At 54.8% G+C, this 13,015-nt stretch carries 13 protein-coding genes; all 13 read left to right on the forward strand.

Features of this window, described 5'->3' with window-relative positions:
• Window positions 1–4 precede the first annotated feature (4 nt).
• The 13 genes from wzb (at window position 5) to cpsB (ending at window position 13,010) form a co-directional block, all read left to right on the forward strand.
• Entirely contained in the window at window positions 5–454 is a 450-nt protein-coding gene (wzb, locus tag J1G48_RS08035) for a low molecular weight protein-tyrosine-phosphatase Wzb (RefSeq protein WP_000482226.1), read from the forward strand.
• Window positions 451–2,610 (forward strand): tyrosine-protein kinase Wzc, encoded by a 2,160-nt coding sequence (gene wzc / locus J1G48_RS08040; protein ID WP_000137220.1) that lies wholly within the window; start codon window positions 451–453, stop codon window positions 2,608–2,610. The genes wzb and wzc overlap by 4 nt, the downstream gene beginning before the upstream one ends.
• 86 nt (window positions 2,611–2,696) lie before the next feature.
• Window positions 2,697–3,539 carry a colanic acid biosynthesis glycosyltransferase WcaA gene (gene wcaA / locus J1G48_RS08045; protein WP_000205695.1) on the forward strand — a complete coding sequence of 281 codons (843 nt, stop codon included), beginning with the start codon at window positions 2,697–2,699 and terminating at the stop codon, window positions 3,537–3,539.
• Between the two features lie 2 nt (window positions 3,540–3,541).
• Complete coding sequence (wcaB, locus tag J1G48_RS08050; RefSeq protein ID WP_000888724.1) at window positions 3,542–4,030, forward strand: colanic acid biosynthesis acetyltransferase WcaB; 489 nt, start codon at window positions 3,542–3,544, stop codon at window positions 4,028–4,030.
• A complete protein-coding gene (gene wcaC, locus J1G48_RS08055) occupies window positions 4,027–5,244 on the forward strand; it encodes a colanic acid biosynthesis glycosyltransferase WcaC (protein ID WP_001023844.1) in 1,218 nt (405 codons plus the stop codon). Before wcaB ends, wcaC begins: the two co-directional genes overlap by 4 nt.
• Window positions 5,219–6,433: a colanic acid polymerase WcaD gene (wcaD, locus tag J1G48_RS08060; RefSeq protein WP_000091392.1), complete on the forward strand. Its 1,215-nt coding sequence runs from the start codon at window positions 5,219–5,221 to the stop codon at window positions 6,431–6,433. Before wcaC ends, wcaD begins: the two co-directional genes overlap by 26 nt.
• Before the next feature lie 12 nt (window positions 6,434–6,445).
• A complete protein-coding gene (gene wcaE, locus J1G48_RS08065) occupies window positions 6,446–7,192 on the forward strand; it encodes a colanic acid biosynthesis glycosyltransferase WcaE (protein WP_000480132.1) in 747 nt (248 codons plus the stop codon).
• Between the two features lie 15 nt (window positions 7,193–7,207).
• On the forward strand, window positions 7,208–7,762 hold the full coding sequence (wcaF, locus tag J1G48_RS08070; RefSeq protein ID WP_001153607.1) for a colanic acid biosynthesis acetyltransferase WcaF: 555 nt from the start codon (window positions 7,208–7,210) through the stop codon (window positions 7,760–7,762).
• Window positions 7,763–7,785: 23 nt separating this feature from the next.
• Complete coding sequence (gene gmd, locus J1G48_RS08075) at window positions 7,786–8,907, forward strand: GDP-mannose 4,6-dehydratase (RefSeq protein ID WP_000048160.1); 1,122 nt, start codon at window positions 7,786–7,788, stop codon at window positions 8,905–8,907.
• A 2-nt stretch (window positions 8,908–8,909) separates the two neighbouring features.
• Window positions 8,910–9,875 (forward strand): GDP-L-fucose synthase, encoded by a 966-nt coding sequence (locus J1G48_RS08080; protein ID WP_001041686.1) that lies wholly within the window; start codon window positions 8,910–8,912, stop codon window positions 9,873–9,875.
• Window positions 9,876–9,877: 2 nt separating this feature from the next.
• Entirely contained in the window at window positions 9,878–10,351 is a 474-nt protein-coding gene (locus tag J1G48_RS08085; RefSeq protein WP_001574640.1) for a GDP-mannose mannosyl hydrolase, read from the forward strand.
• Window positions 10,348–11,571 carry a colanic acid biosynthesis fucosyltransferase WcaI gene (gene wcaI / locus J1G48_RS08090; RefSeq protein ID WP_000699632.1) on the forward strand — a complete coding sequence of 408 codons (1,224 nt, stop codon included), beginning with the start codon at window positions 10,348–10,350 and terminating at the stop codon, window positions 11,569–11,571. The genes J1G48_RS08085 and wcaI overlap by 4 nt, the downstream gene beginning before the upstream one ends.
• On the forward strand, window positions 11,568–13,010 hold the full coding sequence (cpsB, locus tag J1G48_RS08095; RefSeq protein WP_000605949.1) for a mannose-1-phosphate guanyltransferase: 1,443 nt from the start codon (window positions 11,568–11,570) through the stop codon (window positions 13,008–13,010). Before wcaI ends, cpsB begins: the two co-directional genes overlap by 4 nt.
• Window positions 13,011–13,015: the final 5 nt, after the last annotated feature.

The raw sequence follows: 13,015 nt of genomic DNA on the forward strand, positions 1-13,015 counted from the left end.
CGTTATGTTTAACAAAATCTTAGTGGTCTGTGTGGGGAATGTTTGCCGTTCCCCGACGGCGGAACGTTTGCTAAAACGCTTTCATCCCTCGCTGACGGTTGCGTCCGCAGGATTAGGCGCGCTGGTCGGCAAAGGCGCCGATCCTGCGGCGGCGAGCGTGGCGAGCGCCCACAATCTGTCTTTGGAAAATCACTGCGCAAGGCAAATTTCCGCGCGTCTGTGCCGGGAATATGACCTGATTCTGACGATGGAGAAACGTCACATCGCCGCCCTGTGCGACATTGCGCCGGAAATGCGCGGCAAGGTAATGCTGTTTGGTCACTGGGACAGCGAGCGTGAAATACCGGACCCGTATCGCAAAAGCCGCGATGCGTTTGAGGCGGTGTACACATTACTGGAAAGGTCTGCCCGCCAGTGGGCGCAGGCACTGAATGCAGAGCAGGGAAAACCATGACAGAAAAAGTAAAACAATCTGCGGCGGTTACGGGTAGCGATGAAATCGATATCGGGCGCCTGGTCGGAACGGTGATTGAAGCGCGTTGGTGGGTGTTGGGGACGACGGCCATATTTGCGCTGTGCGCGGTAATTTATACGTTCTTCGCCACGCCCATCTATAGCGCCGATGCGCTGGTGCAGATTGAACAAAACGCCGGTAATTCGCTGGTACAGGATATCAACAGTGCATTAGCGAATAAGCCGCCGGCTTCCGATGCGGAAATTCAGCTCATTCGATCGCGCCTGGTGCTTGGGAAGACCGTTGACGATCTGGATCTGGATATTGCCGTCACCAAAAACACCTTTCCGCTGTTCGGCGCCGGGTGGGAACGGCTGATGGGGCGTCACAATGAAATGGTGAAAGTCACGACATTCACCCGACCAGAGACGATGAGCGGACAGATCTTCACCCTCAAAGTGCTGGGCGACAAACGTTATCAGTTGGTTAGCGACGGCGGATTTAGCGCGCAGGGCGTTGTGGGCCAGCCACTCAATAAAGACGGCGTGACGATGCAGGTAGAGGCGATTGACGCCCGTCCTGATACAGAATTTACGGTGAGTAAATTCTCAACGCTTGGCATGATTAATAACCTGCAAAATAACCTCACCGTAACGGAAACCGGCAAAGATACCGGCGTTCTGAGCCTGACGTTCACGGGAGAGGATCGCGACCAGATCCGCGAAATTCTCAACAGTATTACCCGTAACTATCTGCAACAGGATATTGCGCGGAAATCTGAAGAGGCGGGGAAGAGCCTGGCGTTTCTGGCAAAACAACTGCCGGAAGTCCGCAGCCGTCTGGATGTGGCGGAAAACAAGCTAAACGCTTTCCGCCAGGATAAAGACTCGGTGGATTTACCGCTGGAGGCGAAGGCGGTGCTCGATTCGATGGTTAATATCGACGCCCAGTTGAATGAGTTGACGTTTAAAGAGGCGGAAATTTCCAAGCTCTTTACCAAAGCGCATCCGGCCTACCGCACCCTGCTGGAAAAACGTAAAGCGCTGGAAGATGAAAAAGCCAAACTGAACGGGCGGGTGACGGCAATGCCGAAAACCCAGCAGGAGATTGTGCGTTTGACCCGCGATGTGGAGTCCGGCCAGCAGGTTTATATGCAACTGCTTAATAAACAGCAGGAGCTGAAAATCACCGAAGCCAGCACCGTTGGCGATGTGCGCATCGTTGACCCGGCGATTACCCAGCCGGGCGTGCTGAAGCCGAAAAAGGCGTTGATTATTCTCGGCAGCATTATTCTGGGATTAATGTTATCGATTGTCGGCGTGCTGCTGCGCTCGCTGTTTAATCGCGGTATCGAAAGCCCGCAGGCGCTGGAGGAGCACGGGATCAGCGTCTATGCCAGTATTCCGCTGTCGGAATGGCAAAAAGCGCGCGATAGCGTCAAAACCATTAAAGGGATTAAGCGTTACAAGCAGAGCCAACTGCTGGCGGTGGGCAATCCGACCGATCTGGCGATTGAGGCGATTCGCAGCCTGCGCACCAGCCTCCATTTCGCCATGATGCAGGCGCAAAATAATGTACTCATGCTCACAGGCGTCAGCCCCTCTATCGGTAAAACCTTTGTTTGCGCCAACCTGGCGGCCGTCATCAGCCAGACGCATAAACGGGTATTACTGATCGACTGCGATATGCGCAAGGGCTACACCCATGAACTGCTCGGCACCAATAACGTGGACGGCTTATCTGACATTCTGGCGGGCAAAGGCGAGATAGCCTCCTGCGCGAAACCTACGGCGATCGCTAATTTTGATCTTATTCCGCGCGGTCAGGTGCCGCCTAATCCATCGGAACTGCTGATGAGCGAGCGCTTCGGCGAGCTGATCGCCTGGGCAAGCAGCCGCTACGACCTGGTATTAATCGACACGCCGCCGATTCTGGCCGTGACGGACGCCGCGATTGTGGGTCGCCACGTCGGGACGACGCTGATGGTGGCGCGTTATGCCGTCAACACCTTAAAAGAGGTGGAAACCAGTCTGAGCCGTTTTGACCAGAATGGCATTCAGGTCAAAGGCGTCATTCTCAACTCCATTTTTCGCCGGGCGACGGGCTACCAGGATTATGGTTATTACGAGTATGAATACCAGTCAGATTCCAAATAAAAAATAAGGCGTGCCGGATGGCGCGGCCTGTGACTGTAGGCCGGACAAGCGTAGCGCCATGCGGCAAAACTATCTGGGGAATAAGCATGACAACAGACAATCCGCTGATCTCAATTTATATGCCAACCTGGAACAGGCAGCAGTTGGCTATCCGGGCGATTAAATCAGTACTACGTCAGGACTACCGCCACTGGGAGATGATCATCGTGGATGATTGCTCCTCGTCTTATCAGCAGCTACAACAATTTGTTGAGGAGCTGAACGACCCGCGCGTCCGTTATACCCATAACGCCAGGAATACCGGCGCCTGCGCGGTTCGCAACCAGGCCATTATGCAGGCGCAAGGACACTACATTACCGGTATTGATGATGACGATGAATGGACGCCAAACCGTCTGAGCGTGTTTCTGGCCCATAAACACCAGTTGACTACGCACGCCTTTTTGTATGCCAACGACTATGTGTGCGAGGGCGAGGTCTACTCTCAGCCTGCCAGCCTGCCGCTGTATCCGAAATCCCCTTATTCGCGCCGCTTGTTCTACAAGCGCAATATTATTGGCAATCAGGTTTTTACCTGGGCCTGGCGTTTTAAAGCGTGTTTGTTCGATACCGAACTCAAGGCGGCGCAGGATTACGACATTTTTCTGCGCATGGTGGTGGAGTATGGCGAACCGTGGAAAGTTGAAGAGGCGACGCAAATTTTACATATCAACCACGGCGAGATGCAGATTACCTCTTCGCCGAAAAAGTTCTCCGGCTATTTCCATTTTTATCGTAAGCACAAAGATAAATTCGATCGCGCCAGCAAAAAATACCAGCTTTTTACGCTGTACCAAATTCGCAATAAGCGAATGACCTGGCGCACGTTGCTGACGTTGCTCTCCGTGCGTAACAGCAAACGCCTGGCGGCCGGGCTGCGGGGGCGATAACGATGTTGGAAGACTTACGCGCGAATAGCTGGAGCTTACGCCCCTGTTGCATGGTGCTGGCCTACCGTATCGCTCATTTTTGTTCCGTCTGGCGCAAAAAGAATGTGCTGAATAATCTGTGGGCCGCGCCGGTGCTGGTGCTGTATCGCGTGATCACGGAATGCCTGTTCGGGTATGAAATCCAGGCCGCCGCGACCATTGGTCGGCGGTTCACTATCCATCATGGTTACGCGGTAGTGATTAACAAACATGTCGTCGCCGGCGACGATTTTACCATTCGCCACGGCGTCACCATTGGCAATCGCGGCGCGGACAGCCTGGCTTGTCCGGTGATTGGTCACGGCGTTGAGCTGGGGGCGAATGTCATCCTGCTTGGCGATATTACTATCGGTAATCACGTCACGATTGGCGCGGGTAGCGTGGTACTTGACAGTATTCCGGACCATGCGCTGGTGGTGGGAGAAAAAGCACGGGTGAAGGTCAGCACATGAATATTCTGCAATTTAATGTACGGCTGGCGGAAGGCGGCGCGGCGGGAGTGGCGTTGGATCTCCATCTGCGGGCGCTGCAAAAAGGGCTGACGTCACGTTTTGTCTATGGTTATGGCAAAGGCGGAAAAAAAAGCGTCAGCCACCACCGTTATCCGCAGGTGATAAAACAGACGCCGCGCGGCACGGCAATCGCTAATATCGCGCTGTTTCGTTTCCTGAATCGCGATCTGTTTGGCAATCTCGACAATCTTTACCGCACGGTTATCCAGACATCCGGCCCGCTGGTGCTGCATTTTCATGTTCTCCACAGTTACTGGCTAAACCTGGCGGATATCGTGACGTTTTGCGAAAAAGTCAAAGCGCAAAAACCGGACGTCACGCTGGTCTGGACGCTGCACGATCACTGGAGCGTCACCGGGCGTTGCGCCTTCACCGACGGTTGCGAGGGCTGGAAAAGCGGCTGCCAAAAATGTCCGACCCTAAGCAATTATCCGCCGGTCAGGGTGGATCGGGCGCACCAGCTTATTGGCGGCAAACGTCAGCGCTTTCGGGACATGCTGCGGCTGGGCTGCCAGTTTATTTCGCCGAGCCAGCATGTGGCCGAGGCCTTTAACAGCGTTTATGGCGCGGGACTCTGCCGGGTGATTAACAACGGTATCGATCTGGCGACCGAGGCGATTCTCGCGCAACTATCACCTGTGCCGCTGAATCCGGGCAAACCGCGGATCGCCATTGTGGCGCATGACTTGCGTTACGACGGCAAAACTGACCAGCGTCTGGTACACGACATGATGGCGCTGGGCGAAAAAATTGAACTGCATACCTTCGGTAAATTTTCGCCTTTTACCGGCCAAAACGTTGTTAATCACGGTTTTGAAACCGATAAGCGCAAATTAATGAGCGCGCTCAATGAGATGGATGCGCTGGTCTTTAGCTCGCGGGTCGATAACTATCCGCTGATCTTGTGTGAAGCGCTCTCGATCGGCGTACCGGTGCTCGCTACCCACAGCGAGGCGGCGCAGGAGGTGCTGGCGAAATCCGGCGGCCAGACCTTTGCCGCTACAGATGTACTGCGCCTGGCGCAGCGGCGTAAGCCAGAGATTGCTCAGGCGGTATTTGGCGCCACGCTGGACGCCTTTCGTATGCGTAGCCGCGTCGCGTACAGCGGTCAACAGATGCTGGAGGAGTATGTCTCGTTCTATCAGAATCTGTAGCTATCTGCTGCTGCCGCTGATCTACCTACTGGTCAATGTCAAGATTGCCCAACTGGGGGAAAGCTTTCCCATTACCATCGTCACTTTTTTACCGCTGTTGCTGCTGTTATTTGTGGAACGCATTAGCGTAAAAAAATTGATGATCGCCTTAGGCATCGGCGCGGGGCTTACGGCATTTAACTTCCTGTTCGGCCAGTCGCTGAATGCCGGTAAATATGTCACATCCACGATGCTGTTTGTCTATATTGTGGTCATTATCGGGATGGTCTGGAGTATCCGATTCAAAACCATTTCCGCGCATAACCACCGAAAGATTTTGCGTTTTTTTTATCTGGTGGTGGGTATAGTGGTCGCGCTCGCCGCGGTTGAGATGGCGCAAATTATCCTTACCGGCGGCAGCAGTATTATGGAAGGAATTTCGAAATATCTCATTTACAGTAATAGCTACGTACTGAACTTCATAAAATTTGGCGGTAAGCGTACCACTGCGCTTTATTTTGAACCGGCATTTTTCGCTTTGGCACTAATCTCAATTTGGCTGAGCATCAAACAGTTTGGTATCAAAACACCGAAAAGCGATGCTATGATTCTGGCAGGGATAATATTATCAGGATCATTTTCAGGGGTAATGACCTTTATCCTGTTTTACCTTCTGGAGTGGGCGTTCCAATATTTGAATAAGGATGCGATAAAGAAAAAACTTCCACTGGCGCTGGTCTCATTAACCCTGTTTTTGGTTGGGGTAATTATTGCATTTCCTTATATCGCGACACGACTTGGCGATTTAGGGACGGAAGGCTCATCTTCTTATTATCGTATTGTGGGCCCCTTAGTCATGGTCGGATATTCCTTGACCCATATTGATGGTGTAGTCAGATTTGGCTCACTTTATGAATATGTCGCATCATTCGGAATCTTTAACGGTGCGGATGTCGGGAAAACCATAGACAATGGATTGTATCTGCTGATTATTTATTTTTCCTGGTTCGCAGTGCTAATGACGCTGTGGTATATGGGGAAAGTTTTAAAAATGGCGCTAAATGCGTTTGGCGATAATCGCAATTTTCGGGTACAGCTCTATCTTTTTACGCCGGTGTCACTGTTTTTTACCGGTTCAATATTTAGCCCGGAATATGCTTTTTTAATCGTCTGTCCGTTCATTTTGCGCAAGGCGTTAAAAATTTCATAACGGGGTGGTGGCATGTTTTTAAGCGTCGTTACCGTCGCCTTTCGCAATTACGAAGGGGTGGTAAAAACCTGGCGCTCGCTGCGCAATCTGGCGCGCGATCCGGGTCTGTCATTTGAATGGATCGTAGTGGATGGCGGTTCGGAGGACGGCACGCGCGAATTTCTGCAAAAACGTCACGGTGAGTTTAACCTGCGTTTTATCAGTGAAAAGGATCGCGGTATTTATGATGCCATGAACAAAGGCATTGCGCTGGCGCAGGGGCGTTATACCCTGTTTCTTAATTCCGGTGATGCGTTCCATGATGATGCCGCGCTGTTTGTCCGCCAACTGGCGCGGCAAAAGGGCGAGGCGATGTATATTGGCGACGCGCTGCTGGATTTCGGCGGCGGGCATAAAATACGCCGGAAGGCTAAACCCGGGTATTATATCTACCATAGTTTGCCAGCCAGCCATCAGGCGATATTTTTCCCGACGGCAGCGTTAAAAAAGTATCCTTATGATCTGCAATATCATGTTTCTTCAGATTATGCGCTGGCGGCCCGTCTTTATAAAGCAGGCTATCCTTTTCGGCGAATTAACGGACTGGTATCTGAATTTTCGATGGGCGGCGTGTCAACCTCGAATAATCTGGAATTATGTCAGGATGCAAAAAATGTACAGCGAAAAATATTACGTGTGCCAGGATTTTGGGCGCAATTATCCTATTTATTACGTCTGAAAACGACGGGTAAAACAAAAGCGCGGTATAACAAAGTCTAATCACCGGGAGTTATTATGCAGGATCTTAGCGGCTTTACGGTGCCGAAGGGGTTCCGCGGCGCTAATGTGCTAAAAGTACAATTATGGTGGGCGGTACAGGCGACATTATTCGCCGGGTCGCCGCAAATATTGTATCGCTGGCGAGCCTTTTTGCTGCGTCTGTTTGGCGCCAAAATTGGAAAGAATGTGGTTATTCGACCGTCAGTAAAAATTACCTATCCGTGGAAATTAACCGTCGGCGATTATGCCTGGGTAGGCGACGACGCTGTGTTATATACGTTGGGTGAAATTAATATTGGCGCACATGCGGTCATTTCACAAAAAGGGTATTTGTGCACCGGTAGCCATGATTATACCAGCGCCCATTTCGATATTAACGCCGCGCCGATTGTTATTGGCGAAAAATGTTGGCTGGCGACCGATGTTTTTGTCGCGCCCGGCGTGACGATAGGTCATGGCACCGTCGTCGGCGCGCGCAGCAGCGTATTTAAATCATTACCGGCAAATGCGATTTGTCGGGGCAATCCCGCAGTGGTAACGCGCCAGCGCGTTCAGAAAGTTACTCCCTAACGGGACTATTTGAGGAAATGAAAATGTCAAAAGTCGCTCTCATTACTGGCGTAACCGGACAGGATGGGTCTTACCTGGCAGAATTTCTGCTGGAAAAAGGGTATGAGGTGCATGGTATCAAGCGCCGCGCGTCATCGTTTAATACCGAGCGCGTGGACCATATTTATCAGGACCCGCACAGCTGCAACCCGAAATTTCATCTGCATTATGGCGACCTGACCGACGCCTCCAACCTGACCCGCATTTTACAGGAAGTGCAGCCGGATGAGGTCTACAACCTGGGCGCGATGAGCCATGTGGCGGTGTCGTTTGAGTCGCCGGAATATACCGCCGATGTGGATGCGATGGGCACGCTGCGCCTGCTGGAGGCGATCCGCTTCCTCGGTCTTGAAAAGAAAACGCGGTTCTACCAGGCCTCCACCTCTGAACTGTACGGGCTGGTGCAGGAGATCCCGCAGAAAGAGACCACGCCGTTCTACCCGCGTTCCCCCTATGCGGTGGCGAAACTGTACGCCTACTGGATCACCGTTAACTACCGTGAATCCTACGGTATTTACGCCTGTAACGGCATTCTGTTTAACCACGAGTCCCCGCGTCGCGGCGAAACCTTCGTCACCCGTAAGATCACCCGCGCCATCGCCAATATCGCCCAGGGACTGGAGTCCTGCCTGTATCTCGGCAACATGGACTCGCTGCGCGACTGGGGTCATGCGAAAGATTACGTGCGGATGCAGTGGATGATGTTACAGCAGGAGCAGCCGGAAGATTTCGTGATTGCCACCGGCGTGCAGTATTCCGTGCGCCAGTTTGTGGAGCTGGCGGCGGCGCAACTGGGGATAAAACTGCGCTTTGAAGGCGAAGGCATTAATGAGAAAGGGATTGTGGTATCCGTTACCGGACACGATGCGCCGGGCGTGAAACCGGGCGATGTGATTGTGGCCGTTGATCCGCGTTATTTCCGTCCGGCGGAAGTGGAAACCCTGCTGGGCGACCCGTCCAAAGCGCATGAGAAACTGGGCTGGAAACCGGAAATCACCCTGTCGGAGATGGTCTCCGAGATGGTGGCGAACGATCTGGAGGCCGCGAAAAAACACTCACTGCTGAAATCTCACGGTTACGAGGTGGCCATCGCGCTGGAGTCCTGAGAATGAATAAGCAACGAATTTTTGTGGCGGGCCATCGCGGGATGGTGGGCTCCGCCATTGTACGGCAGCTTGCGCCGCGCGGCGACGTGGAACTGGTGCTGCGCACCCGCGATGAGCTGGATCTGCTCGACGGGCGCGCGGTACAGGCGTTCTTTGCCGGGGCGGGTATCGACCAGGTTTATCTGGCGGCGGCGAAAGTGGGCGGCATTGTCGCCAACAACACATATCCGGCGGATTTTATCTATGAAAACATGATGATAGAGAGCAACATTATTCACGCCGCGCACCTGCACAACGTGAACAAACTGCTGTTTCTCGGTTCGTCCTGTATCTATCCGAAACTGGCAAGGCAGCCGATGGCGGAAAGCGAGCTGCTGCAGGGGACGCTGGAGCCGACCAACGAGCCGTATGCCATCGCCAAGATCGCCGGGATTAAATTGTGCGAGTCCTACAACCGGCAGTACGGTCGCGACTACCGTTCGGTGATGCCAACCAACCTGTACGGCCCGCATGACAATTTCCATCCGGACAATTCACATGTGATCCCGGCGCTGCTGCGCCGCTTTCATGAGGCCGCGCAGAGCCACGCGCCGGAGGTGGTGGTGTGGGGCAGCGGCACGCCGATGCGCGAATTTCTGCACGTTGACGATATGGCGGCGGCCAGCATTCACGTGATGGAGCTGGCGCGCGAAGTGTGGCAGGAGAACACCGCTCCGATGCTGTCGCACATTAACGTCGGCACTGGCGTGGACTGCACCATCCGCGAGCTGGCGCAGACTATCGCAAAGGTGGTGGGTTACCAGGGCCGGGTGGTGTTCGACGCCACGAAGCCGGACGGCACGCCGCGTAAATTGCTCGACGTCACGCGCCTGCATCAGCTTGGCTGGTATCACGAAATTTCACTGGAGGCAGGGCTTGCCGGTACTTACCAGTGGTTCCTTGAGAATCAGCACCGGTTCCGGGGGTGACAATGTTTTTACGTCAGGAAGATTTCGCCGCCGTGGTGCGGACCACGCCCCTCATCTCCCTCGATTTCATCGTGGAAAACGGCCAGGGGGAAATTTTACTGGGCCAGCGTCTCAACCGTCCGGCGCAGGGCTACTGGTTTGTGCCGGGGGGGCGGGTGTGCAAAGACGAAACGCTGGAGGCCGCCTTTGCACGCCTGACGCAGGCGGAACTGGGCGTGCGTCTGCCGCTGGCGGCAGGGACGTTTTATGGCGTCTGGCAGCACTTCTATGACGACAACTTTTCCGGTGAGGATTTTTCAACTCACTACATCGTGCTCGGCTTTCGTCTGCGCGTGACGGAGAGCGATTTACGCCTGCCTGATGCCCAGCATGGCAGTTACCGCTGGCTGACGCCGGAACAGCTTCTGGCAAGCGACAATGTTCATGAGAACAGTCGGGCCTACTTCCTTCCTGACGCGCCGGCGGTGGGCCTATGAAGATCCTGGTCTATGGCATTAACTATTCGCCGGAACTGACCGGTATCGGCAAATATACCGGCGAAATGGTGGCGTGGATGGCGCAGGAAGGCCATGAGGTGCGGGTCATTACTGCGCCGCCGTACTACCCGCAGTGGAAGGTCGGTGAGCGCTATTCCGCCTGGCGCTATCGCCGGGAAGAGGGCGAGGCTACCGTCTGGCGCTGCCCGCTGTATGTGCCGAAACAGCCCTCCACCTTAAAACGACTGCTTCATCTGGGGAGCTTTGCATTGAGCAGTTTTTTCCCACTGATGGCGCAGCGTCGCTGGAAGCCGGATCGGATTATCGGCGTTGTACCGACGCTCTTTTGTACGCCGGGAATGCGCCTGCTGGCGACACTCTCCGGCGCGCGTACCGTTCTGCATATTCAGGATTACGAAGTGGATGCCATGCTCGGCTTAGGAATGGCGGGAAAAGGCAAGCGCGGCAGCGTAGCGCGGTTAGCGACGGCCTTTGAACGCAGCGCGCTGCGTAACGTTGATAATGTTTCGACCATCTCTCGCTCCATGATGAATAAAGCGCGGGAAAAGGGCGTCGCGGCGGAAAAAATCCTCTTTTTTCCGAACTGGTCGGAAGTGGCGCGCTTTCAGGACGTTAATGACGCTGACGTGACGGCTTTGCGTCAGCAGCTTGGCTTGCCAGAGGGCAAAAAAATTGTGCTTTATTCCGGCAATATCGGCGAAAAGCAAGGGCTGGAAAAGGTGATTGACGCCGCGGAACGATTACGCGATCGACCGTTGATTTTTGCGATTGTCGGCCAGGGGGGCGGCAAGGCGCGGCTGGAGAACATGGCCCGCGAACGCGGCCTGGCAAATATTAAATTCCTCCCGCTGCAGCCTTACGACGCCTTACCCGCGCTGCTGAAAATGGGCGACTGCCATCTGGTGGTGCAAAAGCGCGGCGCGGCGGATGCGGTACTGCCCTCCAAGCTGACTAACATTCTGGCGGTCGGCGGTAATGCGGTGATTACCGCTGAGCCGCACACCGAATTAGGACAACTTTGCGCGCGCTATCCGGGCATCGCCGTTTGCGTGGAACCGGAGTCGACCGACGCGCTGGTCAACGGGATTAGCCAGGCGCTCGCCATGCCGAAAAACAACACGACGGCACGTGAATACGCCGAACGCACTCTCAATAAAGAGAACGTGCTACGCCAATTTATTGCAGATATTCGGGGATGATAATGCGTCAGACAAAACTTTACCCGGTTGTGATGGCCGGTGGCTCCGGTAGCCGATTGTGGCCGCTTTCTCGCGTGCTTTATCCAAAACAGTTTCTGTGCCTGAAAGGCGATCTCACCATGCTGCAAACCACCATTTGCCGTCTGAACGGCGTGGAGTGCGAAAGCCCGGTGGTGATCTGTAACGAACAGCACCGTTTTATCGTTGCCGAACAGCTCCGCCAGCTCAATAAGCTGACGGAGAACATTATTCTTGAGCCCGCCGGGCGCAATACCGCGCCGGCGATTGCGCTGGCGGCGCTGGCGGCGACGCGCCAGCATACGGACTGCGATCCGCTGATGCTGGTACTGGCGGCGGATCATGCAATCGCCAATGAAGAGGCCTTCCGCGACGCGGTGCGCGGCGCCATGCCCTATGCCGACGCGGGCAAACTGGTGACCTTCGGTATCGTGCCGGATCTGCCGGAAACCGGCTATGGCTATATCCGGCGCGGTGATGTCGTGCCGGGCGCGACGGATGCGGTGGCTTTTGAGGTGGCGCAGTTCGTTGAGAAGCCGGGGCTGGAAACCGCTCAGGCCTACGTCGCCAGCGGCGATTACTACTGGAACAGCGGCATGTTTCTGTTCCGCGCCGGACGCTATCTGGAAGAGCTGAAAAAGTTCCGCCCCGATATTCTGGCCGCCTGTGAACAGGCGATGCGCGGCGTCGATCCGGATCTTGACTTCATTCGTGTGGATGAAGAGGCCTTCCTCGCCTGTCCGGAAGAGTCCATTGACTACGCGGTGATGGAGCGAACGGTGGACGCGGTGGTGATGCCGATGGACGCGGGCTGGAGCGATGTCGGCTCGTGGTCCTCGCTGTGGGAAATCAGCGCCCACACCCCGGAGGGAAACGTCCACCACGGCGACGTCATCAGCCATAAAACGGAAAACAGCTACGTTTACGCCGAATCCGGCCTGGTGACCACCGTCGGCGTGAAGGATCTGGTGGTGGTGCAGACCAAAGACGCCGTGCTGATTGCCGATCGCCACGCGGTGCAGGACGTGAAAAAGGTGGTGGAGAAGATCAAGGCCGACGGACGCCATGAGCACCACATGCACCGTGAGGTTTACCGTCCGTGGGGCAAATACGACTCCATCGACGCGGGCGAGCGCTATCAGGTGAAGCGTATTACCGTCAAGCCGGGGGAGGGACTGTCGGTGCAGATGCACCATCACCGCGCCGAGCACTGGGTGGTGGTGGCGGGGACCGCCAGAGTCACCATCAACGGCGAGGTTAAGCTGCTCGGTGAAAACGAGTCCATCTATATTCCGCTGGGGGCGACTCACTGCCTGGAAAATCCGGGAAAAATACCGCTCGATTTAATTGAAGTGCGTTCCGGCTCGTATCTCGAAGAGGACGACGTGGTGCGGTTCGAGGACCGTTACGGGCGGGTCTGACGCCT

This window comes from Salmonella sp. SAL-020, from assembly GCF_017372215.1.
GTDB classification, from domain to species: domain Bacteria; phylum Pseudomonadota; class Gammaproteobacteria; order Enterobacterales; family Enterobacteriaceae; genus Salmonella; species Salmonella enterica.